This is a genomic window from Nakamurella lactea DSM 19367, assembly GCF_000426645.1.
Taxonomy (GTDB): domain Bacteria; phylum Actinomycetota; class Actinomycetes; order Mycobacteriales; family Nakamurellaceae; genus Nakamurella; species Nakamurella lactea.
Genome location: NZ_AUFT01000008.1, coordinates 253,217 through 277,524 on the forward strand (window position 1 = coordinate 253,217; position 24,308 = coordinate 277,524).

At 69.4% G+C, this 24,308-nt stretch carries 19 protein-coding genes; 12 read left to right on the forward strand and 7 right to left on the reverse strand.

Annotation, left to right across the window (positions count from 1 at the left end):
* Positions 1–1,674 carry an AbgT family transporter gene (locus K340_RS0111070; RefSeq protein ID WP_029136755.1) on the reverse strand — a complete coding sequence of 558 codons (1,674 nt, stop codon included), beginning with the start codon at positions 1,672–1,674 and terminating at the stop codon, positions 1–3.
* A 126-nt stretch (positions 1,675–1,800) separates the two neighbouring features.
* Positions 1,801–2,562, reverse strand: coding sequence for an AraC family transcriptional regulator (locus K340_RS0111075; protein ID WP_029136756.1), 762 nt, complete (start codon positions 2,560–2,562; stop codon positions 1,801–1,803).
* 55 nt (positions 2,563–2,617) lie between these two features.
* On the opposite strand from K340_RS0111075, the gene K340_RS0111080 reads away from it, so the two are divergent.
* A complete protein-coding gene (locus tag K340_RS0111080; protein ID WP_029136757.1) occupies positions 2,618–3,808 on the forward strand; it encodes an MFS transporter in 1,191 nt (396 codons plus the stop codon).
* A gap of 33 nt (positions 3,809–3,841) precedes the next feature.
* Entirely contained in the window at positions 3,842–4,816 is a 975-nt protein-coding gene (locus K340_RS0111085) for a zinc-binding dehydrogenase (protein ID WP_029136758.1), read from the forward strand.
* Between the two features lie 40 nt (positions 4,817–4,856).
* On the opposite strand, the gene K340_RS29260 is transcribed toward K340_RS0111085, so the two are convergent.
* The 3 genes from K340_RS29260 to K340_RS0111105 all read right to left on the reverse strand — a co-directional run bounded on the left by K340_RS29260 (position 4,857) and on the right by K340_RS0111105 (position 8,391).
* Complete coding sequence (locus tag K340_RS29260) at positions 4,857–5,525, reverse strand: suppressor of fused domain protein (protein WP_051265840.1); 669 nt, start codon at positions 5,523–5,525, stop codon at positions 4,857–4,859.
* A 114-nt stretch (positions 5,526–5,639) separates the two neighbouring features.
* Positions 5,640–6,989 carry a P1 family peptidase gene (locus K340_RS29265; protein ID WP_084614274.1) on the reverse strand — a complete coding sequence of 450 codons (1,350 nt, stop codon included), beginning with the start codon at positions 6,987–6,989 and terminating at the stop codon, positions 5,640–5,642.
* A gap of 259 nt (positions 6,990–7,248) precedes the next feature.
* A complete protein-coding gene (locus tag K340_RS0111105) occupies positions 7,249–8,391 on the reverse strand; it encodes a 3-deoxy-7-phosphoheptulonate synthase (RefSeq protein ID WP_029136760.1) in 1,143 nt (380 codons plus the stop codon).
* Between the two features lie 303 nt (positions 8,392–8,694).
* Between K340_RS0111105 and K340_RS0111110 the strand changes: the two genes are divergently transcribed.
* The 3 genes from K340_RS0111110 to K340_RS0111120 all read left to right on the forward strand — a co-directional run bounded on the left by K340_RS0111110 (position 8,695) and on the right by K340_RS0111120 (position 12,325).
* Complete coding sequence (locus K340_RS0111110; protein ID WP_029136761.1) at positions 8,695–11,034, forward strand: HelD family protein; 2,340 nt, start codon at positions 8,695–8,697, stop codon at positions 11,032–11,034.
* 185 nt (positions 11,035–11,219) lie between these two features.
* A complete protein-coding gene (locus tag K340_RS0111115) occupies positions 11,220–11,813 on the forward strand; it encodes a TIGR03086 family metal-binding protein (RefSeq protein ID WP_037364026.1) in 594 nt (197 codons plus the stop codon).
* Positions 11,810–12,325, forward strand: coding sequence for a pyridoxamine 5'-phosphate oxidase family protein (locus tag K340_RS0111120; RefSeq protein WP_029136763.1), 516 nt, complete (start codon positions 11,810–11,812; stop codon positions 12,323–12,325). Before K340_RS0111115 ends, K340_RS0111120 begins: the two co-directional genes overlap by 4 nt.
* Positions 12,326–12,349: 24 nt before the next feature.
* Here K340_RS0111120 and K340_RS29270 read toward each other — a convergent pair whose 3' ends face one another.
* Positions 12,350–13,294, reverse strand: coding sequence for an ornithine cyclodeaminase family protein (locus tag K340_RS29270; protein ID WP_051265843.1), 945 nt, complete (start codon positions 13,292–13,294; stop codon positions 12,350–12,352).
* Positions 13,295–13,377: 83 nt separating this feature from the next.
* The gene (locus K340_RS29275) at positions 13,378–14,118 is read right to left on the reverse strand and encodes an IclR family transcriptional regulator (RefSeq protein ID WP_154674195.1); all 741 of its coding nucleotides are present in this window, start codon (positions 14,116–14,118) and stop codon (positions 13,378–13,380) included.
* A 135-nt stretch (positions 14,119–14,253) separates the two neighbouring features.
* Between K340_RS29275 and K340_RS29280 the strand changes: the two genes are divergently transcribed.
* The 7 genes from K340_RS29280 (at position 14,254) to K340_RS0111165 (ending at position 24,264) form a co-directional block, all read left to right on the forward strand.
* Complete coding sequence (locus tag K340_RS29280; protein WP_051265846.1) at positions 14,254–15,612, forward strand: amidohydrolase family protein; 1,359 nt, start codon at positions 14,254–14,256, stop codon at positions 15,610–15,612.
* Positions 15,613–15,615: 3 nt separating this feature from the next.
* A complete protein-coding gene (locus K340_RS29285) occupies positions 15,616–16,701 on the forward strand; it encodes a dipeptidase (protein WP_051265849.1) in 1,086 nt (361 codons plus the stop codon).
* A gap of 53 nt (positions 16,702–16,754) precedes the next feature.
* Positions 16,755–18,671 (forward strand): ABC transporter substrate-binding protein, encoded by a 1,917-nt coding sequence (locus K340_RS0111145; RefSeq protein WP_029136764.1) that lies wholly within the window; start codon positions 16,755–16,757, stop codon positions 18,669–18,671.
* A gap of 88 nt (positions 18,672–18,759) precedes the next feature.
* The gene (locus tag K340_RS0111150; RefSeq protein ID WP_029136765.1) at positions 18,760–19,707 is read left to right on the forward strand and encodes an ABC transporter permease; all 948 of its coding nucleotides are present in this window, start codon (positions 18,760–18,762) and stop codon (positions 19,705–19,707) included.
* Between the two features lie 17 nt (positions 19,708–19,724).
* Complete coding sequence (locus K340_RS0111155) at positions 19,725–20,675, forward strand: ABC transporter permease (RefSeq protein WP_051265989.1); 951 nt, start codon at positions 19,725–19,727, stop codon at positions 20,673–20,675.
* On the forward strand, positions 20,675–22,810 hold the full coding sequence (locus K340_RS29290) for a dipeptide ABC transporter ATP-binding protein (protein WP_051265851.1): 2,136 nt from the start codon (positions 20,675–20,677) through the stop codon (positions 22,808–22,810). The genes K340_RS0111155 and K340_RS29290 overlap by 1 nt, the downstream gene beginning before the upstream one ends.
* Positions 22,811–23,001: 191 nt before the next feature.
* Positions 23,002–24,264, forward strand: a complete 1,263-nt coding sequence (locus K340_RS0111165; protein ID WP_029136767.1) for an ATP-binding protein — start codon at positions 23,002–23,004, stop codon at positions 24,262–24,264.
* The last annotated feature ends 44 nt before the right edge of the window (positions 24,265–24,308 follow it).

Below are 24,308 nucleotides of genomic sequence, written 5' to 3' on the forward strand. Positions count from 1 at the left end.
TCAGAGGTGTACCGGCGCGCCCGGCCCCCAGGGAATCCCGAGCGCGTACCAGCCGACGAACAGCAACGTGGAGACCCCCAGCAGGATGGCCGCATACGGCAGCATCAGGGCGATCAGTGTGCCGATGCCGGATTTCTTCCGGTAACGCTGGGCGACGGTCACGATGAACGGCATGTAGACCATCAGCGGGGTCAGCACATTGACCGGACTGTCGCCGACCCGGTAGGCCGCCTGAACCGTCTGCGGGGCAATGCCCAGGTTGTAGAACAACGGGATGAAGATCGGCGCGAAGATGGCCCACTTGGGCACCAGCCCCGGCATGATGAAGTCGAGAAGGACGAACACCAGGATCAGCACGATGAGCAGTACCAGCGCCGGCATGTTCGCCGACTCGAGCCAGTTGGCCATCACCCCGGCGAGAATCATCGGCATCTGGGTGTAATTGAAGAGCGCGATGAACTGGGCGATCATCAGGAACATCAGCAGCAATCCGCCGAGACCGGCGAATGCGTGCGTGATGCCGGCAATCACATCGTCCTTGCTGCGGAACGACTTGGACCCGAATCCGTAGGCGGCGCCGCAGATCAGGAACAACAGCGAAATGGTGAACACCAGGCTGTCCATGAACGGCGTCGGGCCGAAGATCGCGCCGTCGTCGCCGCGGAGCGGGGCTCCCGGCGGAGCGACCAGCGCGATCAACCCGACGACGCTCGCAATCAAGGCCCAGAACGTCCAGCGCAGGCCGCGACGGTCCGCCTGCTCGTCGTAGTCCCCCTCCGTCGCTTCGGTGACCACGATCGATCCCTCGGACGGCTCCCAGGTGCCGAGCCGCGGCTCGATGATCTTGGTGGTCACATAGGTGACGACGATCGCCAGCAGGATGGAGGCGACGATCATGAAGAAGTAGTTCGCCAGCACGTCAAGGGGCTCGGCGCTGCCCGGCAACGTCTCGTTGGTGATCTCGGTCAGCATCGAATCCGACGGAGTCGGTATCAGGTTGAATCCGAACACTCCGCCGACGGCCGCGAACGCCCCGGCCATTCCGGCCAGCGGGTGTCGGCCGACGGCGGCGAATGCGGAGGCGGCGAGTGGGATCAGGATCAGGTAACCGGCGTCAGTCGCGACGCTGGACAGCACGCCGACAAAGATGATGATGAACGGCAGCCAGGAGCGTGGCGCCACCTTCACCAATTTGCGGATCAGGCTGGCCATCAGGCCCGCATGCTCGGCAACGCCGACACCGACCATCGCGATCAGGACCACCGCCACCGGCGCGAAACCGGAGAAGTTGGCGACGAACGAGGAGAAGATGTGTGCTATTCCGTCGCCGTTGAGCAGGTTGCGGACCGGGACGGTGATGGTCTCGATGGTGTACGCGGGCAGGCCTTGCGGATCGACCGGGGCGTTGAGCTGCAGGTCGTGCAGTGCCATCGACCCGCCGAGCTGGTCGATCGACCTGAGCACCTCCTGCGTCGGGTGCGGAATCGCGACCGTCTCGGTGACCTTGACGCCGATCCAGGACAGCACCGCGGACAGCACCGCGATCAGGCCGATCAGGTACAGGAACATGATCGACGGGTTGGGCACCTTGTTGCCGACCCGTTCGATCCAACCCAGGAACCCACCGGATTCGGACGGTGCCGTTTCATCAGCGGTGGCGTCGGCAGTCGACATGGCTCCCCTAGCGTCAAGCAGCGGTGAAATGTACCGGTGTGAGCATCCCACGCTGAAGGTCGTGCTGCTTCACCAAAGTGCTCATTGTCCTGATTCGTGACCTTCGGCTGCAGCACACCGATGGCGTCAACCGGCGACGGCCGGATGCGACTCGCGGGAGTACCTGCCGGGCGTCACCCCGAAGGCGCGCCGGAAGGTCTCGATGAAGGAGCTGGAACTGTGGTAGCCGCAGGCGGTTCCGACACTGGTCACCGAGGCGCCGGTCGACAGCAGGATCAGCGAGTGCTGCAGCCGCAGCTGGCTGCGCCACTGCGGAAAGGTCATCGACGTCTGTTGCCGGAACAACCGGCTCAAGGTGCGTTCGGAGGCGCCGACCGCTCGGCCGAGGTCGGCCAGTGAACGCTGGTCGGACGGCTCGCCATGCAACAGGTCGGCGATCCGCGCCAGCCGCGGATCGTTCGGCGTCGGCAGGCAGGCCGGCAGCTCCTCCACCCGCCGGAGTTGGTCCAGTGCAACACGTTCCAGGTTCGCCCGGGAGTCGGCGCCGACCTGCGGCTCGGTGGTCAGGCTGATGATCACCTCGCGCAACAGCGGGCTGACGGCCAGCACTGTCGGCCGGTCGAGTCGCAGCGGATTCACCGTGGCGTCGAAGATCAGATTCCGCATCTGCGTCGGGCCGTGCGCCTGGTGCGAATGCGCGACACCGGCCGGCACCCAGACCGCCCGGTGCGGTGGCACGATCCAGGCGCCCATCGGTGTGGAGACCTGCAGCACCCCCTGGCTCGGGTGGATCAACTGGTGAACGTCGTGGTCGTGCCAGTCGATCCGCTCTCGGTTGGTCAGATCGAGCCGGGTCGGCCCGGACAGATGCTGGCGGGTTATCGACATAGTTGGGCAGCATATCGGTAGCCCGTCGCGCGGTCGGGCGACAATCCTGGACGTCATGCAGCACCTGCCGACGGCGCGCGCCGAACCGACCCAGCCGGCCGCCGGAATCTGGAAACGGATGCGGCTGTGGGGTATTGCCCACGCGGTCGACGACCTCTACCAGGGTCTGGTGCCGGCCGCTCTCCCGTACTTCGTGCTCGATCGCGGCTACAGCTACCTGGCCGCGTCCGGCCTGACCTTGGCCGCGACCCTCGGCAGCTCGCTGCCGCAGCCGATCTTCGGGCTGGCGGTCGACCGGTTCCGGCTGGGTTGGCTGCCGGCCGGCGGGATCGCGGTCGCCGGCATCGGGCTGGGACTTTCCGGTCTGGTCACTGGCTATCCGGCGGTCTGGACGTTGATCCTGCTGTCCGGCCTCGGCGTAGCGATGTTCCACCCGGCGGCGGGGAAGGCGGCTAGGGAAGCCGCCGGTGAGAGCACCTCCGGCATGAGCATTTTCGCCGCCGGCGGCAGCGTCGGTTTCTTCCTCGCCCCGGTGCTGGCCACCCCGGCGCTGATGGCCTGGGGCGTCGGGGCCACCGCGCTGTTCATGCCGCCGGCGGTGCTGATGGCATTCCTGTTGCTGCGCAATCGTCGTCGGCACTCGGAGATGATCGCGGACGCGCCGCCCAGGGCCGGCGCCGACCGCTGGGGGCCGTTCGCCGTGCTCACCGCGGTCGAGGTGGTCCGCTCGGTGATGTTCTTCGGCATCAACACCTTCATCGCCCTGTACTGGATCGGCTACCTGAACGGCTCCAAGGTGATGGCCGGCGTTGCGCTCGCCTGCTTCCTGGTGGGCGGCGTCAGCGGAACCTTGCTCGGTGGTCGGATCGCCGACCGGATCGGGTCGGTCCGCACCGTCCAACTCGGTGGTGCGGTGGCGATTCCGCTGCTGCTCGCCTTCCGGATGACGTCGGGAACCGTTGCCCCACTGATCTTCGCCGTGCTCGTCGGGGTCGCGGTGAACATTCCGTTCGCAGTTCTGGTGAAGCTGGGCCAGGACTACCTGCCGACCCGGCCGGGCACCGCGGCCGGGGTGACGCTGGGCCTCGGGGTGAGCATCGGCGGGCTGTCCGCCCCGGTGCTCGGCGCGATCGCCGATCACTACGGGACCCAGGCGGTGTTCACCGCGCTCTGCGTGGTGCCGCCGCTGGTACTGTTGTTGGGCCTGCTGTTGCCCGAGCCGCGGATCGAGCGGGCGACCGCTTGACCTCAAGTGGACGTGAGGAGGTCGACTGATCGCATGCACGCGATCAGACTCCATGCCTTCGGTCCCGCCGAGAATCTTGTCCTGGACGAATTGCCCGATCTGATACCCGCCGCCGGTCAGCTGCGGATCGCCGTCGGCGCCAGCGGTGTGCATCTGATCGACACGAAGCTGCGCAGCGGCGATGCCGGCCCGATGCCGCGGCCGGAGCTGCCGACGATCCCGGGCCGCGAGGTTGCCGGCACGGTCGATCTGATCGGCTATGGGGTCGACGAGAGCTGGCTCGGTAGACGGGTTGTCGCGCACCTCGGCCAAGTGCCGGGCGGCTACGCCGAGCAGGCGGTGACTGCAGTGGAGAACGCGTTCCCGGTACCCGCCGACATCGACCTGGCCGACGCGGTCGCCGCGGTCGGTACCGGTCGGACGGCGCTCGCCGTCCTCGAACTCGATCCGATCGACTCCGGCGACACGGTGCTGGTGCCATCGGCCGCGGGTGGCATGGGTTGGCTGTTGGTGCAGGCGGCGAAGGAGGCCGGGGCGACCGTGGTGGCTGCCGCGCGCGGCGCCGACAAGGTCGATCGGCTTGCCGCCTTGCGGCCGGATCTGGTCGTCGACTACGGGGTCGACGGCTGGGGACAGTCGGTTCGGGACACGTTCGGCGGCGTCAGCCTGGTGTACGACGGCGTCGGTGGTCAGGTCGGCCGGGCGTCAATGGAGCTGTTGCGGCCCGGCGGGCGGCTGGTGATGTTCGGGTTCTCGGCCGGCACACCGACCCGGTTCGACAGCGACGACGTGGTGCGCGGTGGCATCAGCGTGTCCTGGCGGCTCGGCCCGGCCATGCAGTCGCTGCCGGGCGGTTCCGCCGGCCTGGCCGGCCGATCGCTGGAACGGTTGACGGACGGTCGCTGGCAGCCTCTGGTCAGCAGGTATCCGTTGGCCGACGCTGCCCGCGCGCATCGAGATCTGGAGCAGCGCAGGGCTGTCGGCAAGGTGGTGCTGATCAGCGGCTGATGGTCGCGACCGGGAGCTGTGCGCAGTTGGTGGCTCCGGTTCAGCCGGGCTCGACGGCGCTCGCCCGCCCGACGTCCACCACGTCGGAAATCCCCCGCTGGTCGAACAGCTCGAACAGTTCGCGCGGGCCGTCCGGATCGCGGGTCGCCAGCGTCAGCTCCGCTGGGGTGACGGGGAAGATCCCGTAGTAGAGGACCGGCCCGTCGGGGGTGTCGAGGCGCGCCAATCCCGGTGGCAGGGTGAGCAGCGGGCCGACCAGGGACCCGGTGAAACCGGTGCCGGGGAACGGTTCCGCCGGCCCGGTCCCCGGCCCGGCATTCTCGATGCTGTGCCCCATGCCCAGCCAGTTGCCGCGGTCGTGCGGATGCCTGGCCAGCTCCTTGACCAACCGGATCGGCCAGTAGTGCCGGTCGTCGGCCAGCTCCTGCGGCAGTTCGCCCTCGCGGATCAGCCCGAGTCCGGGCCAGGGTGACGGCAGGTTGAGCACCAGTTCGGCGCGCGCGAACCGTTCCAGCCCCGGCGGCATCGTCATCGGAAGATCGGACATCCCCGAAGTGACCAGCGTCAGGTACGGGCGCTCGGGCTCGACGTCGAAGACGTATACGTCGAGCCGGATCGCGTCGGACTCCTTCTCCTGCAGGATGTCGTAGTTGCCGCCCAACCAGCGGTGCAGGTGCGACTCGCGGGCAGCTCGTAGTTCGGTGTCCATTCCCCGACGGTCTCACGGTGTCAGCCATAGCCGCTGGCGTTCCCCACCGTCCGCCGGCGTTGTGCATTGCCAGCCGCTGCACCAGTCGCCGGCGGATGGTGGGGACGTGGCGGATCAGCGCTTGGGCACCGGCAGCACCGCGAGCTTCTTGTGCGCCCGGTCGATCGCCTTCTGGGTGACCTCCGGCGCGTCGCCCGCGGTCCGCCACTGCTGCAGCTGCGGCATCTGGGCGCAGGCCGACGGGTACGTGTCGCAGTAGCTGGTGCGGTTGCCCACCGAGGTGGCCGACAGCAACGCCTTCACCACCGCCCTGGACAGCACGTCGGCGCCGGCGCCGTAGATCGCGTTCAACTTCGAACCGTCCGCCGGGTTGTTGTTCGCCAACGGAGTGCCGGTGCCGGTGGAGACACCGAACACGGTGTCGCCGTCGGCAAGCGTGTGGATCGGGCTGATCGCCCTGGCCAGACCGTCGTGCGCATTGCCGGACAGCCGCTGGGCGGCCGCCTTCTCCAGCGGAGCGTTGGTCACCACCACCGCGATGGTGGTGTTCAGGTTGTCGGAGTTCATCGCCGGGGCGGCCGTCGGGTGGCATTCCGCCGCGGTCGGCGTCCGGAGCCCGGCGAACTCGTCGCCGATGCCCAGATGCGCTGCCAGCAGCGAACAATCGGTCGGATCGACCGCTGAGCCGGCCGAGTTCACCACCACGATGGCGCCGACCCAGTAGCCGTTGGCGAGGTAGACACTGGCGGTGCCGACACCGCTCTTGCGACCGCCGGAGCTGGCCCCGGTTCCGCCGCCGACGACGCCCTGCCGGACCGGTCCGGCGGAGGTCGCCTGCGCGGCCAGATAGCCCCACTCGGCGGTGGTACGGGCCTTGATGTTCCCGCCGCGGCCGAGGTCGTAGATGTCGGCGGCCGGCACGATCGGCGCCACCCCGGTCGGCCCGAGCGGGACGCCCTCACCGCGGTCCTCCAGCCAGCGGATCACCCCGTCGGTGGCGCCCAGGCCGTACATCGAGCTGCCGCCGAGCTGGATGGCGTTGACCCCGGGATTCGAGTTGAGCGGGCTCAGCAGGTCCGTCTCCTTGGTGGCCGGCGCGCCGCCTCGTTGATCGACACCGGCCACCGACATGGCCGGGAAATACACGACGGTGGTACCGGTCAGGTACGGCGCCCTGGCCGACTGCACCTGGCCGACCCGCACGCCGGGGACGTCGGTGACGGCGTCGTAGCGGCCGGGTTGGCCGGCGGTCGGCGGGTTCGATGACGAGGGTGTGCCGGCCGCAGCGTTGCCGGCCGCGGCGTTCGCGGGCGCGGCTGCGGCCACCACCGCTCCGCCGTCGGCCGGGGCGGCCGGCGCGACGACGGCAGTTGCCGAGCCGGGCGCCGTCGAGCAACCGGCGGCCAGTAGCAACGCGGCCACGGCGATCGGGATGGACAGGGAGATTCGGGTGGAGCGGGACATCGGCACCTCCGGGTGCGGGTCGGGATGACCCTGAGCATTGCGCCCCGAACCCCGCCGGGGCCAGTGGGTTCCACCGGCCGGCCCAGCGTCACCCGTTGACCGTCACGCACGGTTGCTCGAACCGGGCGTCGATCCGGGCGCTCGGGTGCCCGGTTCCGCGTTGACCCCTGCTGCGCCGGCACCGTGACGGTTGTTGGGTCGATTTCGGCCGCGTAGTCGCGGCGGAATCTGCCCCGTACTTGCCGGTAACGTCACCCGCTCAGTGCGCCGCGCGGGTCCGGGCCGCGTCGGCGAACCGGTCCAGCGCCGCTACCGTCGCGTCCCAACCCAGGCAGGCATCGGTGACGCTCTGCCCGTACGTCAACCCGGCCGGACCGTCCGCCACGTCGAACCGCTGCGCACCCGGAACCAGGAAGCTCTCCAGCATCACCCCGCCGATCGCGGTGCCGCCGCCGGCCACCTGGCCGGCGATCTCGGTGGCCACCTCGGCCTGACGCAGGTGGCTCTTGCCGCTGTTGCCGTGGCTGGCGTCGAGGATCAGCCGCGGGTTGAGTCCGGCACGGCCGAGCCGCTCGCCGGCGGCGGCGACGTGCGCGGCCGAGTAGTTCGGGCCACCGGCGCCGCCACGCAGGATCAGGTGGGTGTCCGGATTGCCATCGGTGGCGACCAGTGAGGCCCGGCCATCGGCGTCGATGCCGAGGAACGACTGCGCGGCGCCGGCCGCCGCGCACGCGTCCAGGGCGACCTGCAGCCCGCCGTCCGTACCGTTCTTGAACCCGACCGGCATGGACAGTCCGCTGACCAGCTGCCGGTGGATCTGGCTCTCGGTGGTGCGGGCGCCGATCGCGCCCCAGCTGATCAGGTCGGCCAGGTACTGCGGGCTGATCGGCTCCAGGAACTCGGTCGCGGCGGGCAGCCCCAGATCGGTCACCTCGGCCAGGAACGCCCGCGCGGTACGCAGCCCGGTGCCGATCCGGTGGCTGCCGTCCAGCAGCGGGTCGTTGATCAGGCCCTTCCAGCCGACGGTCGTGCGAGGCTTCTCGAAGTAGCTGCGCAGCACGATCAGCAGCTCGCCGCGATGTCGCTGCGCTTGCTCGGCCAGTCGGCCGGCGTACTCGAGCCCGGCCGCCGGATCGTGGATCGAACACGGGCCGACGATCACCAGCAGTCGGTCGTCAAGGCCGTCCATCACCGCGCGGACCTGGCTGCGGCCGCGTTCGACCACGGCGGCCTGCGCCGGGGTAAGCGGGCATTCGTCGATGAGCTCCCGCGGTGACGGCAGCGGTTCGAACCGCCGGACCCGCAGGTTCGAGGTGGCGGCCGGCCGGTCGTCCGTACCGGGGAGCTTGTCCGTGCCGAGGCGGTCGTCGGTGCCGGCAGCGCCGGCCGTGCTGGTGTCCATCTGCGAAGATCCCGTCTGCTCGAGCGGGATCAGTGTTCAGAACCCGCCGCTGAAATGGCGAAAGGGCAGAGATTGCTCTCTGCCCTGTTGGCTCTGAAGGTGTCGGTGCGCGTCAGCTTGCCGCGGGCTCCTTCAGAGCCAACGTAAAGAACGCATACCAACGGGTGGTCACGAAGTGAGCGTACCCCGCGATCGGGACCGGCCAGGCCGGCGGCCCGGCGAATGTCCTGCAACGAGCGGGAACAAACCGGGTGTGGTCGCCGTTGGGTCTTCCGTACATCGTACGGTGAGCGAAGGAGTTGTGTGACCAGAGCGACCTCGACCGGAACGCCCGAACAACGACAGCAGCATCAGGTGCAGGTGGAGCAGGAGTATCTCGATCTGCTGTTCGCCACCCGCGACGGCGAGCTGGCCGCGACCGTCGCCGATCTCGAGGCGACCCGAGCCCGTCGGCTGGACGACCCGGGTGAGCGGATCGGGCAGCAGGCCAGGCTGGACGCGCTGACCCGTCGCCGGGCCGAATTGGAGCACGCAGACAGCGGCTTGTGCTTCGGCCGGATCGACGAGGCCGACGGCGGTCGCCGGTACATCGGCCGGATCGGTCTGCGCGCTCCGGACGGCGCGGGCACCGACGACGCTGCAGGCGACGGTGACCAGGTCGACCCGCTGTTGGTCGACTGGCGGGCGCCGATCGCCCGCACCTTCTACACGGCCACCGCGGCCAACCCGCTCGGCCTGCGCAGCCGGCGGCACATCCGCACCGATGGCCGACTGGTCCGCGGCGTGGACGACGAGATCTTGGCCGGCGCCGCGTCGAAAACTCTTGCGGCTGACGGGGAATCGACCGAACTGGTGGGCGAGGCCGCGCTGATTGCCGCGCTGGACGCCCGCCGGACCGGCGCGATGGGCGACATCGTCGCCACCCTGCAGGCGGAACAGGACGAGATCATCAGGGCGCCGCACCACGGCTGCCTGGTGGTGCAGGGCGGACCCGGTACCGGCAAGACCGCGGTGGCCCTGCACCGCGCCGCCTACCTGCTGTTCAGCTTTCCCCGGCTGGCCGAGCGCGGGGTGCTGGTGGTCGGGCCGTCACCGGCGTTCCTGTCCTACATCGATCAGGTGCTGCCGTCCCTCGGCGAGACCCAGGTGGTCTCGGCCACCCCTGGGTCACTGCTGCCCGGGATCGTCGCCACCGGCCAGGACGACCCGGTGGCCGCCGAGATCAAGGGCCGGTCGATCTGGGCCGACGTGTTGGCCCGGGCTGTCGACGAACGGGATCCGGTGGTCGCCGACCTGGTGCTCGGGTACGGCGGCGGCACGCTGATGGTGCACGCCGATGCGCTCGCCGAGACGCTCGACGAGGCCAGGGCGGAGGTTGCCGGTCGGCATCTGGCCAGGGAGACCTTCCGGTCCGCGATGCTGGATCTGCTGACGCACCAGGTGATCGACGAGGGGCGACAGCTGCTGACCGACGTGGAGGCGGGTCTGGAGGACATCCTGGCCAAGGTGGACGCCGGGCTGGACCGCGATCCCGGTCGTGGCGCCCGGAAGAACGTCGCCGGCCTGGAGGTCGACGGCGTCGCCACCGCCGCCGACCGGGCGGCCATCCGACAGGACCTGGCCGACGACGCCCGGGTCGGGCAGGCGCTCGACGAGGTCTGGCCGGCCCTCGATCCGGCCGTGGTGCTGCACGAGCTGCTCACCGATGCCGAGGCCCTGGACAGGTTGGCACCGGAGTTGACCGCCGCCGAGCGGTCCGCGGTGCGCCGCCGCGACCATCGCGGCGCAGTCGGCGCAGTCGGCGCAGTCGGCGCAGTCGGCGCAGTCGGCGCGGGCGGCCCGGCCGGCTGGTCGGCCGAGGACGTCGCGTTGTTGGACGAGCTGGCCGACCTGGTCGGCGCACCCAACCCGGACGGCCGGGCGGCGGTGGCCGGCGACGCGATGGCGCAGCGAGCGGCGGCCGATCGCACCTGGACCTACGGCCACGTGATCGTCGACGAGGCGCAGGAGCTGTCGGCGATGCAGTGGCGGATGCTGTTGCGCCGCTGCCCCTCTCGTTCTTTCACCGTGGTAGGTGACGTGAACCAGGCCGAAGCGCCGGGCAGCTCGCTGTCCTGGGACGAGGCGCTGGCACCGGTCTTCGGCGACCGCCGCCGGCGGGTCGACCTGACGGTCTGCTACCGCACGCCGCACGAGGTGATGGCGCGCACCGCACCGGTTCTCGCGGCGGCCGGCAGTTCCGTCGTGCCGCCGAAAGCCGTGCGGTCGAACGGCATCGAACCCTGGCGCCTGGCGTCGACCGAGGCCGACGTCGCCGTGGACGCGGTGCGCGCTGTCGGCGAACTGGCCGACCGCTACCGCGGCGGCCGGGTGGCGCTGATCGCCCCGCCCGAGCGGTGTGGCCGGCTGTCCTCGTTGCTGGTGACCGGCACCGAGCCGGATCCGGACGATCCGGCAGAGGTGGTGGTGCTGGATCCCGAACAGAGCAAGGGGTTGGAATTCGACGCGGTGCTGATCGTCGACCCGCACGGCATCGTCGAACGCCGGCGCGGCTGGAATGCGCTGTACGTCGCGATGACGCGCTGCACCCAGGAACTCGGCGTGATCGCGCTTCGCCCCGGGCCGGCCGAACTTGCCCTGTGACCCGGCCGCAACAGATTCGCCGCCAGATTGAACAATGCCGCCCTGGCGGGCTGAAACCAGTATCCGGCGACGAATCTGTTGCAGGCTCCGGTGGCGCCGATGAGTTCGGCCGTCGACGGTGGTCTCATCCGCAGGGTCGGGACCCGACCCTGCGCGACCCGCGACGTCACCTGAAGGGATCCACCATGCACGATCTGGCTCCGGCAGCGACCCGGATGTCCGCGTTGATCACCGCCATCGACGACGATGCGCTCGCCGGGCGGACTCCGTGCACCGAGTATTCACTGGGCGATCTGGTGGAACACGTCGGTGGGCTGGCCCAGGCATTCACCGATGCGGCCACCAAGGACATTCCGCCCGGCGGCTCGCAGGCGCCCCACCCCGACGGTTCGCGTCTCGAAGCCGGTTGGCGGCTGCGGATCGCGTCCGACCTGGATCGACTCGGTGCGGCCTGGCAGCAACCGGATGCCTGGGCCGGGATGACCGAGGCCGGCGGCGTGCCGCTGCCCGGCGAGGTGGCCGGCCTGGTCGCGTTGAACGAGTTGGTGCTGCACGGCTGGGACCTGGCCAGGGCCAGCGGCCAGGAGTACCGACCGGCCGAGATCGACCTGCGCGTCTGCAGCGGTCTGCTCGCACCGTTCTCCGGTCCCGATCCGCAGGCCGCCCGGCCGCCGATCTACGGCCCCGAAGTCCAGGTGCCGACGGATGCGTCGTTGCTGGATCGGCTGCTCGGGATGGCCGGCCGTGACCCGCACTGGGGAACGGCGGAGGTCCGGTGAACGCCGCCCCGGCCGCGGTCGTCGACCCGCGGTTCTCCGACTCGACCGTTGCCGCAACGCCGTGGACCGAGACGTCGGCCGCGCTGGCAGGGGCGGAACTGTACTGGCTGACAACGGTGCGCGCCGACGGGCGGCCGCACGTCACCCCGCTGACGGCACTGTGGGTCGACGACACGTTCCTGTTCGCCACCGGCCCGGGCGAGCAGAAGGCGCACAACCTCGCCGGCAACCAGCAGGTCGCGATCACCACCGGCAGCAACGGCTGGACGACCGGGCTGGACGTGGTGATCGAGGGCGCCGCGGCGACCGTCACCGATCCGGTTGAGCTGCAGCGGTTCGCGGATCTGATGCGGGAGAAGTACCTGGGCGCCTGGGACTACCGGGTGCGCGGCGAGTTCGTCAGCCCCGACGGCGAAAGCCTGGCCGGTCTCTACCGGGTGGACCCGACGAAGGTGCTGGCCTTCGCCAAGGGCCGGTACGCCCAGACCCGCTACCGGCTCCGCCGAGCCTGAGCCCGTCGGGTCGGGCGAGTCGGATCAGAGATCAACGCTGGTACCGATTCCCAGCCGGCGTGCCTCGACGTAGACGGTGTGCGCCGCGGCGACGTCGAGCGCCGCGTGCCCGGTCGACTTGAAGACGGTGAGGTCGGCGGTCGAGGTGCGGCCCGGTCGGCGGCCGTCGAGCACCGAGCCGATGACGGTGACCTGGTCGGCCGGATAGTTCTGCAGTTCGTGCGCGCCGGCCGGCGGCGGACAGTCGACCGCTCCGGTCCATTCGACGAAAACCGTGCCGGCATCCAGCGTTTCGGTATCGATCTCCCACCCCTCGGACCCGCCGACGGAGCCGACGTGGACTCCGGAGTCCAGCCACTCCCTGCAGAGCACGGGGTTATGGGCGCCGGTGCAACACAGGACGATGTCGGCCCCGCGCACGGCGCTCTCGATGTCGGTGACCGGGATCGATTCGTCGAACCTGGCGCCGGCCCTGACCACCTCCGGTGACCGGGCGCCGACCACCACCTTCGACAGCACGCCGAGTCCGGCCAGATAGCCGACCTGTGCCCTGGCCTGGGCGCCGGCGCCGATCACCGCGATCCGCTCGGCGTCCGGACGGGCGAGCGTCTGCATCGCGACGGTCGCGGTCGCGGCGGTCCGGGCCGCGGTCACCGCTTCCGCGTCCATCACCGCGAGCAGTCGCCCTTCGTCCTCGTCGAACAACACGACGACGCCGCGGTGGGCCGTCCGTCCGGCGGCCTCCCTGACCCCGAACACCGAGGTCAGCTTCGCGGCCAGGCCGAGACCCGGGACGTAGCCGGGCATCGCGCCGAGCAGCCCCGTCGGGGTGAAGGCCGCGACCCGCGCCGGCGTCGAGTCCTCGCCGCGGGAGATCGAGACCAGCGCATGGCTGACGGCGGCCATCAGGCGGTCCGGGATCAGCGCCTGACGGGTCTGCGCACGGTCAAGGAGCAGGGTTCGGTGCATGGGCTCCGCTTCGATGTCGGGTGCCGCGGTGTCCAGACGTGCCGGACGCGGAGTGGTCGGATGGCTTCTCGGAACCGGAAGGGTCACAGGGATGCCGCCTGCAGCGCGTCGGCCGCGCCGGTCAGTCGGTCCCGGATGGCCGGCAGTCGTTCGTCGTCGAAGTCTGCGACCAGGCCGACGACGGTGACGGCGCAGTCCGGCAGCCCGTCTCCGACCCGGACGCCGTGACTCATCGAGGCGATGACCGCCTCATGCCGCCCGCGCTCGATGACGAAGCCGGTCCGGGCGGCCGCCTCCACGTCGTCGCGGAGTTCCTGGATCGCCGCGGGCTCGAGCCCGGCCTCCGCCGCGAGCCGGAAGTAGTGTTCGCGGGCCGGTTCGGTGAGTAGTGCGACCAGTGCCAGCGGCCCGGCGAACCGGTGGATCGGCAGCAGTTCGCCGCGCAGGTCGTTGATCATCTCCAGCCGCTGCGGGCGGACCACGTCGACCACCTGTGAGCCGGCCGAGTGCAGCACCTGCAGGTTGACCATCAGGTTGGAATCGCCGGCGAGTTGTTCAAGGACCGGTCGGGCCCTGGCGACCAGGACGCCGATGGTGTCCGCCTTGGACAGTTGCGGCAGGCGCAGCCCCGGCAGATAGTCGTCGCCGTCGCGGAGCACCCACCCACGGCGGATCAGGGTGAGCAGCACCCGGTAGGCGGTGGCGCGGTGCATGTCGACGGCCTGGGCAAGTTCGCTCAGCCGCATCGGCCGGCCGGCGCTGACGATGACCTCGAGCAGGTCGAGAGCCTTGTCGATGGACGAGCTTCCAGCATTCGACGGCACTGGAGAACCCCTCTCGTCGGCCCGACAGCGCTGCTCCCCGTAGCGACGGGATCGGAGGCGCTCTTGACGATATGTTACCGCCCTGGGTACCGTAGTCGCAACACGCGTTACCTACAATGCAACAAGGAGACTCTGATGGCGGACCCGATTCCGGCCGCTGGACCGACAGCCCCGGCGGGCGCTCCGACGCCCTGGGCGCCGGCGAAGGACGAGCTCGTGCTGTACCGATCGGCGGCCCTGGTGGACTGCGCGGACGGTGTCGACGGCGCAATCCGGCCCGGGATGACGGTCGTCGTCCGGGGTTCCGTCATCGAAGCAGTGCTGCCCGACGCGTCGGTGACGGCCGAGCTGATCGACGCGGCGGAGTCGGTCGACCTGTCCGGCCGGTACGTGCTGGCGGGGTTGATCGACACCCACCAGCACCTGGCCACGCCGCCCAACCGGGAGCAGGCACAGGCCTGGCTGCGGCGGCAGGTTTTCGGTGGGGTGACGGCGATCCGGGACATGGCCGACGATCTGCGGCAGATCAGCGACCTGACCAGGGCGACCCTGGTCGGCGAGATTCCGGGCCCGGACATCGCCTACTCCGCCCTGATGGCCGGCCCTGGTTTCTTCGCGGATCCCCGCACCTGGCAGGTCTCCCAGGGCCTGGAACCCGGTGGCCTGCCGTGGATGAAGGCCATCGACTCCGCGAGCGACATCCCCACCGATGTGACCCTGGCCCGTGGCACCTCGGCCGTCGCGGTGAAGATCTATGCCGACCTGCCGAGCGACCTGATCGAGCGGATCACCGCCGAGGCGCAGCGCCAGGGGCTGCTGGTCTGGGCCCATGCCGCGGTCTTCCCGACCCGGCCGAGCCAGGTGGTGGCGGCCGGGGTCGACTCGATCTCGCACGCCCAGATGCTCGGCTACGAGCTAGCCGGTGACGGCGAACTGTCCACCTATGCCGGCAAACGGCCGGCGATGCCGACCGTGCCGGCCGGGAATCCGGTGCCCGAGATCGCGGGTCTGTTCGCGCAGATGCGTGAGCGCGGCACCATCCTCGACGCGACGGTCAGCATGTGGACCAGTGTCGAGACCGAGGGTCGGCCGACCAGGGAGGCCGACCGGCGGGCGGCCGTCGGACTCACCGCGCAGGCCCACCGGGCCGGCGTGGACATCTCGACCGGCACCGACTACGAGACGCCGGCGGCGGATCCGTACCCGTCGCTGCACCGGGAGCTGTTGTTCCTCGCCGAGGAGGTCGGGATGTCGCCGATCCAGGTGCTGCGTTCGGCGACGCTGGTCGGCGCCCGCGCACTGGGCCAGCAGGACGTGATGGGCACGATCGAACCCGGGAAGCTGGCAAACCTGTTGGTACTCAACGCCGATCCGACGGCCGACATCCGCAACATCGGCCGGATCGAATTCGTCCTCAAGCGCGGGCGCAGGTTCTGCCGGGACGACCGGCCGGCCGGCGGCGCCCGAACGTCCGACGCTGCACCGAAAGGCTGATCCATGGCAACCGGAACCCTCGATGCCCGGCGGGCACCGATCGTCAATGCCCTCGGCACCCTGAACAATCCGAACGCCGGGGTGGCCGCCGAAACCGGCGGGCAGCTGAACCAGCGGGCGGCCGATCTGACCATCGACGCCCGTGCGATCGACGACGCGCTGCGTTCCGGCCTCGCCGCCGTCAACGTGACGATCGGCTATACGGCGGGTGACGACGACCCGTTCGAGAGCACGGTGCGCGACCTGGCGTACTGGGACGAGATCGTCCGGACCAACGACGAGCTGGTCAAGGTCTACACGGCCGAAGACATCTCCCGGGCGCACGACGACGGCCGGCTCGGCATCATCTACGGGTTCCAGAACGCCGCCATGGTCGGCGCAGACGCGAGTCGTATCAACCTGTTCGCCGACCTCGGCGTCCGTGTCGTGCAGCTCACCTACAACGCCGTGAACAAGCTCGGGGGCGGCTGCATGGCGCCGGGCAACCCGGGCCTGTCGGACCTGGGCCGCGAGGTGATCGACCGGCTCAACGAGCGGAACCTGATGGTCGATCTGTCGCACAGCGGCGAGCGCACCTGTCTGGACGCCGCCAGGTACTCGCGGACCCCGATCTCGATCAACCACACCGGCTGCCGCGCGCTGGTCGACCTGCCGCGCAACAAGACCGACGAGGAACTGCGCGCGGTCGCCGAGCGCGGCGGCTTCGTCGGCATCTACTTCATGCCGTTCCTGAATGCATCCGGACACGCCACCGCCGCCGACGTTGTCGAGCACATCGCGCACGCCGTCGACGTCTGCGGGATCGATCAGGTCGGGATCGGGACCGACGGGTCGGCAACACCGATCGACGACCTGGACGGCTATCTGGTGACCCTCGCCGACCACGTCGAGGCGCGCCGGGCATCCGGGGCCGGGGCCGCCGGAGAACGCGCGGACACCGTGCCGTTCGTCAAGGACCTCAGCGGAGTCGGCCAGTTCGAGCGCCTCGCCGGCCTGCTCGGAGACCGTGGATTCGGTGCCGAGCAGATCGACAAGCTGTTGGGCGGCAACTTCATCGCCTACGCACAGCGGGTCTGGGCCGACGCCTAGACATCGCCAACGACCACCCGAATACCAGTCCCACCCCGAACAGGAGAACACCTATGGGCAGCCGACATCGCACCCGCATCATCCGGATCAGTACTGCGGTCGCCGCCCTGGTGGTGATGGCCGGTTGCGGCAGCAGCGCAGGGGGCGCATCGGGCTCGGCGGGCGGCGCCGGCTCCGCGGCCGCCCCGGCGAGTACCTCCGACGGCTACACCTTCGGCACGCTGCCGAAGGAGGGCGGCACACCGAAGGACGGTGGCACCGTGAAGGTCGCGCTGCCGCCGGGCGCCGCTCCGAACTACATCCTGCCGATCGTGCCGGCGAAGGCGAACTCGGTGTACGTCACCAAGCAGTTCCAGTGGCTGATGTTCCGCCCGCTGTACTGGTACCCGACCGGGATGAACCCGAAGATCAACGCGGACAAGAGCATCGCCGAGCTGCCCAAGTACTCCAACGGCAACAAGACGGTGACCATCACACTGCGGTCCGGGCTCACCTGGTCCGGCGGCGACCCGATCTCCGCTTCGGACGTGGTGTTCGACATCCAGCTGATCAAGGCGGCGCTCAAGCTCAGCCCGGCCAACTGGGCCGGCTACACCCCGGGGCAGTTCCCGGACAACGTGGTGTCCGCCAAGGCGACGAACGCCAGCACCGTGGTGCTGGAGCTCGACAAGGCGTACAACCCGCAGTGGTTCACCAACAACCAGCTGACGAACATCACCCCGTTGCCCTCGCAGCAGTGGAACCGGGACTCGGACTCCGGTGCGCCGTTGGATTCCGCCGATCCGGCCGACGCCGCCAAGATCTACACCTATCTGAACAAGCAGTCGAACGAGCTGGCGACATTCGCCACAAACCCGTTGTGGCAGAACGTGAGTGGCCCGTTCAAGCTGTCCTCGTACACCCCGTCGACCGGCGCCAACACCATGGTCCCGAACGAGAAGTACTGGGGCACCAAACCACGGATCGACAAGCTCGAGCAGATGGCGTTCACCTCCGCCGCGGCCGAGTTGAACGCACTGCGCAGCGGCGAGATCACCATGGGACCGGTCGATGCGTCGCAGCTGGCGCAGGTCCCGCAGCTGCAGAAGCAGGGCTACAACGTCTTCGGGGCACCGAACTTCGGCTTCAGCTTCATCATGCTGAACTTCAAGAACACCACCGACAACAACGACAAGATCATCGGCCAGCGGTACGTCAGGGAGGTCCTGCAGCGCTTGATCGACACCGATTCGCTGATCAAGAGCAAGTCCGTCTACAACGGTGCGGCGGCCCCGTCCTACGGCACCGTGCCGGGCGTTCCGACGAACGACTTCGCTTCTGACGACAGCACCGTCTCGCCGTACCCGTTCGACCCCAAGGCCGCGGCCGAGTCGCTCACCTCGCACGGTTGGGACGTGCAGCCGAACGGCACCACCACCTGCACCAAGCCGGGAACCGGTGACGACCAGTGCGGCGAGGGCATTCCGGCCGGTCAGGCGATCAACTTCAGCCTGTTCCACAGCGACCAGACCGCCGCCAACGAGGTGATCTGCAATACCTTCGCCTCGGAGGCCAAGAAGCTCGGCATCACGATCACGGTGCAGCCCAAGACCTTCGGCTACATGATCACCAACTTCAACAATCCCGCGGCCCCGGCCAACGCCGACGCCTGGTCGATGGAGCAGTGGGGCGGATTCACCATCACCCCCTATCCGACGGCCAACGGGACCTTCAACACCACCGGCAGCGGCAACGTCGGCAGCTACTCGTCGACAGAGGCGGACAAGCTCATCGAACAGTCGGTGTTCGGCAGCGACTCAATGGCGGTGAAGGCGGAGGGCGACTTCCTGCGTAAAGATCTGCCGGTGCTGTGGTTGCCGTCCCCGGACAAGGTCTGGGCGTGGCAGCAGGATCTGTCGGGCCCGCCCGATTCCTTCTCGGCCCTGACCCAGAGCAGCTTCAGTCCCGAGGACTGGTACTTCACCAGCTGACCGACCGCCCCGCCGCCTCCCGCCGTGCCGCCCCGCCGGCCGGGGGGCGGCGGGGCCCCGAACAACGACGACACCGAGGAAGCGATCAATGGGTTCCTACGTCCTGAAGCGGCTGGGCACGTCGCTCGTCGTCATCCTGGGCGTGACCTTCGTCAGCTTCGCCTTGCTGCACATCATCTCGCCATCGCCCGGCCGCACGGTGCTCGGGCTGGAGGCCAGCCCGGAGGCAGTGGCCGCCTTCAACACCGAGAACGGCTACGACCGGCCGTTCCTGCTGCAGTACGGCAGCTATCTGTGGAAGCTGTTGCACTTCGATCTGGGCTACTCGTACAAGTTGAACCAGTCGGTGGTCGACCTGTTCGGCCAGAATGCCGGCCGGACCGCCGTGCTGGTGTCGGTGTCGTTGATCATCGCGCTGTTCATCGCGGTGCCGCTGGGGATCGCCCAGGCGGTGAAGCGGAACTCGATCATGGATTACACGGTCACCACGGTCGCCTTCACCACCTACGCCATGCCCTCGTTCTTCCTCGGCATGGTGCTGATCGAGGTGTTCTCGTTGCGGCTGGGGATCTTTCCGGCGCAGGCATCGCAGTCGACCTCGCCATGGGTGGTCTTCACCGACCCGGTGTCGATGGCGCTGCCGGTGTTGTCCCTGGTGGCCATCACGGTGGCGCTCTACTCGCGATATCAACGGTCGGCGGCGCTCGACGAACTGGTCGCCGACTACGTGCGGGTGGGCAGGGCCAAGGGGCTGACGATGAACCAGGTGGTCCGCCGGCATGTGGTGCGCAACGCCTTGCTGCCGTTGATCAGCCTGATCGGGATGACGCTGCCGTTGGTGCTCGCCGGGAATCTGGTGATCGAGCAGGTCTTCAACTATCCAGGGCTGGGGCTGCTGTTCTACAAGAGCCTGGAGAGCCAGGACTACCCAGTGCTGCTGGCCTACGCGCTGGTCACCGGCGTGCTGACGGTGATCGGCAACTTCGCCGCCGACGTGGCGCTGACCTTCGCCGACCCGCGGATCAAGCTCCGATGATCGTGGAGGACAACGCAATGCCAGCCTCGACGCCCGAGAACAGCCTCCCGGAGCCAGCTCCGGCGACCCGGCCGGAGGCGCCGCCGGCGGCGGCACTGTTGCCGAAACCCGACCCGCGCTCCCCCGGCGGCTGGCGCGGCGTGGCCCACAGCTTCGCCGAGTCCAAGCTGGGGCTGATCGGGGCGGCCATTCTGCTGCTGGCAGTGGGCTTCTGCTACCTGGGACCGTTGTTCTACCGCACCGATCAACTCTCGGTCGATGTGCTCAACAGCTTCCTCCCGCCCGGTGGCGGATACCCGCTCGGCACCGACGATCAGGGTTTCGACGTGCTGGGCCGGATCATGCTCGGTGGCCAGGCCTCGCTGGAGATCGGACTGCTGGCGGCGTTGATCGCGACCGTCATCGGCACCCTCTACGGAGCGATCGCCGGGCTGGCCGGCGGCGTGCTGGACAGCGTGATGATGCGGATCGTCGACATCCTGATGTCGGTGCCGTTCCTGTTCATCGTGCTGATCGTGGCGACCAGATTCAGCTCGACGGTGCTGTCGCTGAGCCTGGTCCTCGGGCTGTTCGCCTGGCTGATGCCGGCCCGCCTGGTCCGCGGCGAGGTGCTGGTGCTGCGGACCCGCGAGTTCGTCATCGCCGTCAAGGGGATGGGCGGCAGCCGCTGGCGGACGATCAGCCGGCACCTGGTGCCGAACGCCCTCGGCGTCATCGTCGTCAACGTGACCTTCCAGGTGGCGGACGCGATCCTCGCCGTCGCCACCCTCGGCTTCCTCGGCTTCGGCCTGTACTTCCCGCAGACCGATTGGGGCGGCCAGCTTTCCGGCGGCGTCAGCCACCTGCTAGACGGCTACTGGTGGCTGATCTACCCGGTCGCGATCTGCCTGATCGGGGTGGTGATGGCCCTCAACTTCGTCGGCGACGCGCTGCGGGATGCCGTCGACGTCAGATTGCGGCGGCGCTGATGCCACCGACAACGCCACCGGCGGTCGCGGTCGCCCGGACCCGGGAGAACACCGTGGACCCTGTGCTCGAGGTGACTTCTCTGTCGGCCGGACTGGTGAAGGGCAGCACCGTCCAACCGATCCTGACCGACGTCAACCTGCAGCTCGGAGCGGGTCAGACCCTGGGCATCGTCGGGGAATCGGGCTCCGGGAAGTCGATGACCGGTCTGGCGGTGATGGGCCTGCTGCCCAAGGGCGTCACGGTGACCGGCGGGTCGATCCGGTTCCGCGGTACCGAGCTGGCCGACCTCGCCGAGGCGGACTACTGCCGGTTGCGGGGCAAGGACATCGCGATGGTGTTCCAGGACTCGCTGACGGCGTTGAACCCGACCCGCACTATCGGCCGGCAGGTCGCCGAGCCCGCCGAGTTGCACCTGGGACTAGGCCGGGCCGCCGCGCTGAGCCGGGCGACCGAACTGCTCGGACTGGTCGGTGTCCCGCGCCCGGCCGAACGGTTGGCCGCCTACCCGCATGAGCTGTCCGGCGGGTTGCGGCAGCGGGTGATGATCGCGATGGCTCTGGTCTGCGAGCCCAGCCTGCTGATCGCGGACGAGCCGACGACGGCGCTCGACGTGACCATCCAGGCGCAGATCCTCGAGCTGCTGGACGATCTGCGAGGGCAGCTCGGCATGGCCATGATGCTGATCACCCACGACATGGGAGTCGTTGCCGGGCATACCGAACGGGTCGGCGTGATGTACGGCGGCAGCATCGTCGAGACCGCCGACACAGCCAGGTTGTTCCAGCGGACCCGGCATCCGTACACGGCGGCGCTGCTCGGCTCGATCCCGCGGCTGGACTCCGACCGCTCGGTCGAGCTGGACAGCATCCCCGGTGCCCCGCCGGAGCTCGGCGACCATCGGGTCGGGTGCTCGTTCGCCGACCGGTGCACCCGGGCCCAGCCGCGCTGCCGGGAGCAGACACCCGAACTCGACCTGGCCGATCCGGAGCACGCCTTCGCCTGCTGGAACCCGGAGCCGGAAACGGCACCGGCCGCTGCAGGTCCGGTCCCGATCGAGCTGTCCGTGCGTACCGACGCATCGGCGCCGTTGGTGTCGTCCGTTCCGGCCGCGTCGTCGGTGCCGGCTGCGTGGTCGGTGACGTCATCCCCGCCCGTCATCGAGCTCCGGGAGCTGCGCAAGGAGTACCCGCTCGGTCGTCGGCTGCTGCCCGGTCGCGAGGTCCGGACGGTGAAGGCGGTGTCCGGGGTGTCGCTGCAGGTGCGCGCCGGTGAGACCTTCGGATTGGTCGGCGAGTCCGGCTGTGGCAAATCGACCCTGGGGCGGATGGTGGTGGCGCTGGAGGATGCCAGCGCCGGCGCGGTGTTGCTGGAGGGCAGCGATCTGTCCCGGATGAGCCGGACCGAGCTGCGCCGCCGGCGGCGGGACCTGCAGCTGATGTTCCAGGATTCGTTCGACTCCCTCGACCCGCACCTCACCGTGTCCGAGTCGCTCGCGGAGCCGCTGGAGATCCAGCGGCAGGGATCGGCGGCCGATCGGACCGAGCGGGTCGGACAGCTGCTCGACGAGATCGGGTTGCCGCGGAGCGCGGCGTCCCGCTACCCGCACGAGCTGTCCGGCGGCCAGCGTCAGCGGGTGGGTCTGGCGCGGGCGCTGGCGCTGAATCCGAAGGTGATCGTTGCGGACGAACCGGTGAGCGCGCTCGACGTGTCGATCCGGTCGCAGATCCTCAACCTGATGCGCCGCACCCAGCGCGAACACGGCACCACGTACATCGTCATCTCGCACGACCTGACGGTGGTGCGGTACATCGCCGACCGGATCGGCGTGATGTACCTCGGGGTCCTGGTCGAGACCGGGACGAGCGACGAGGTCTACGACACCCCGGCCCATCCCTATACCGCGGGTCTGATCGCCGCGATCCCGGTGCCGGATCCGCGGGTCGCGCGGGAGAAGGAGCGGGCGCTGGTGCGCGGCGAGCTCCCCAGCCCGGTCGATCCGCCGTCGGGCTGCCGGTTTCGCACCAGGTGTCCGTTGGCCCAGGACCGCTGCGCCGAGGTCGAGCCGCCACTGCGGGAGTTCGGCGGGACGCACCAGGCCGCCTGCCACTTCCCGCTGATCGACCCCGTCGCCTGACCCCACCGGCGCTTATCAACTTCCCAGCCGCTTGCGAAGTGATCGACTTCTGTCACTTCAATGCCAAATCCCGCACGTTGGTAAGCGCCTGCGATGTTGATAAGCGCCACCGGCGGGATCACGACGACGCGCCGATGCCGCTCGATCGGCCAATATCGGGATTTGGCTAGAGAGCCGCATACAGTCCCATCGTGGACCCGATCAGGAACCCCTATGCCCCCGGCGCCGGGCAGCGCCCACCCGAGTTGGCCGGTCGCGATGAGCAACTGGCATCGTTCGACGTCGTGCTGGAACGCATCGCCCGCGGCCGGCCGGAACGCTCGATGGTGCTGACCGGTCTGCGCGGCGTCGGAAAGACGGTGCTGCTCAACACCTTGCGGTCGGCGGCGGTGCGGGCCGGGTGGGGTACCGGCAAACTTGAGGCACGGCCCGACCAGCCGCTGCGCCGGCCGATGTCGGCAGCCGTGCACATGGCGGTGCGGGAACTCGGGCATCCCAACACCGGCGAGGTCGACCAGGTGCTCGGCACCATCAAGTCGTTCGCCCAGCGGGACCCGGCGAATTCCGGCGGCAAGGTCCGCGACCGGTGGAGCCCGAGCATCGATGCCCCGGCCACCACCGGCCGGGCCGACTCCGGCGACATCGAGATCGACCTGGTGGAGCTGCTCTCGGACGTGGGCGGGCTGGCCGCGGACCTCGGCAAGGGGGTGGCGATCTTCATCGACGAGATGCAGGACCTCGGGCCGGACGACATCTCGGCGCTCTGCGCCACCTGTCACGAGCTGAGCCAGAATGGTCTCCCGGTGATCGTGGTCGGCGCCGGGTTGCCGCATCTTCCCGCCGTACTGAGTGCCAGTAAGTCGTACAGCGAACGGCTTTTCCGCTACCAGCGGATCGATCGACTGGATCCCCTGGCGGCCCGCCGGGCACTGGTCGCGCCGGCCCGGGAGGAGAACGCGGAGTTCACCGACGACGCACTGGAGTCGATGTACACGATCACCGCCGGCTATCCCTACTTCGTCCAGGCCTACGGGAAGGTGGTCTGGGACCTGGCGCCGACCAGCCCGATCACCGCCGCCGACGTCGCGGTCGCGGTGCCGGAGGCGGAGCAGGAACTCGCCGTCGGGTTCTTCGGCTCCCGGTACGAGCGGGCCACTCCCGCGGAGCGGGAGTACCTGCGGGCGATGGCCGACGCGGCCCTGCCGGCGGCCAGCAACGACAACGGGGATGACGAAAACCCAACCCCCGCTGGCGATTCCGAACCGGACGGAGCGGCGCAAGAACTGGATTCAGTCGCCACGTCCGACGTCGCCGTCATTCTCGACCGCAAGCCGCAGTCGCTGTCGCCGGCCCGCGACGCGCTGCTCAAGAAGGGCCTGATCTACTCCGGCGAGCGGGGCCGGATCGCGTTCACCGTCCCGCATTTCGGCCGGTATCTACGGGCGAACGGCTGAGGCAGGCAATACGGCGCGCGAAAGCTGCCAGGCGGAAGCTGCCC